The organism is Oleiphilus sp. HI0080, from assembly GCF_001635135.1.
In genome coordinates this window covers 1-722 of the sequence record NZ_LWFU01001247.1, presented here as the reverse complement: position 1 = coordinate 722, position 722 = coordinate 1, and the positions used below count along the sequence as shown (strand labels likewise).

Here is a 722-nt window from a genome sequence, read left to right as displayed (position 1 = left end):
GGGCTGAGCGTATAGCCAAAAGACAACAAAGGGATAGCTAGACCAGGACGGCGCCGGCGCATTGAAAACAAAACTATTTTGGATACTCTGCTTTAGAGGCCGCTAGACGGCAATCAGGCCACCCTGCTCTAGATGCAGTGCGCGATCCATTTTGGACGCCAAACCGGTATCATGCGTCACAACAACGAAACTTGTGCCGCTCTCGGCCCTTAGATTCAGCATAAGCGCTTGAATAGACTGAGCTGTTTGCTCATCCAAGTTACCTGTTGGCTCATCCATCATGACGACCCGAGGGTTGTTTACTAAAGCCCTTGCAATTGCGACACGCTGGCGCTCACCGCCCGAAAGCTCAGAAGGCTTATGTGTTAGACGAGCTGAGAGACCAACCCGCTCCAACAAAGCTGCGGATTGCTCTAGAGCCCGCTTCTTGTTAACTCCAGCGATAATCAGCGGCATCGCCGCATTCTCTTGCGCACTGAATTCAGCAAGCAAATGATGAAACTGATAAACAAAACCTAGATGCTGATTCCGCAAAGCAGTTATCTGCCGATCATTCGCGGAACCAAGATCAACACCACACAGACGCACAGCGCCGGAGCTAGGAGCGTCTAAGCCACCAAGTATATTCAACAGCGTGGTTTTTCCGGCTCCAGAACTACCGATAATCCCGACGGTCTCACCCGCTTTTAAATGAAAATCTAGGTTTTCAAAAATTGTCAGCG

General features: G+C 50.4%; 1 protein-coding gene. It reads right to left on the bottom strand.

Annotated elements, in window-relative coordinates:
- Positions 1–102: 102 nt before the first annotated feature.
- Entirely contained in the window at positions 103–720 is a 618-nt protein-coding gene (locus A3751_RS21595; RefSeq protein WP_082863430.1) for an ABC transporter ATP-binding protein, read from the bottom strand.
- Between the last annotated feature and the right edge of the window lie 2 nt (positions 721–722).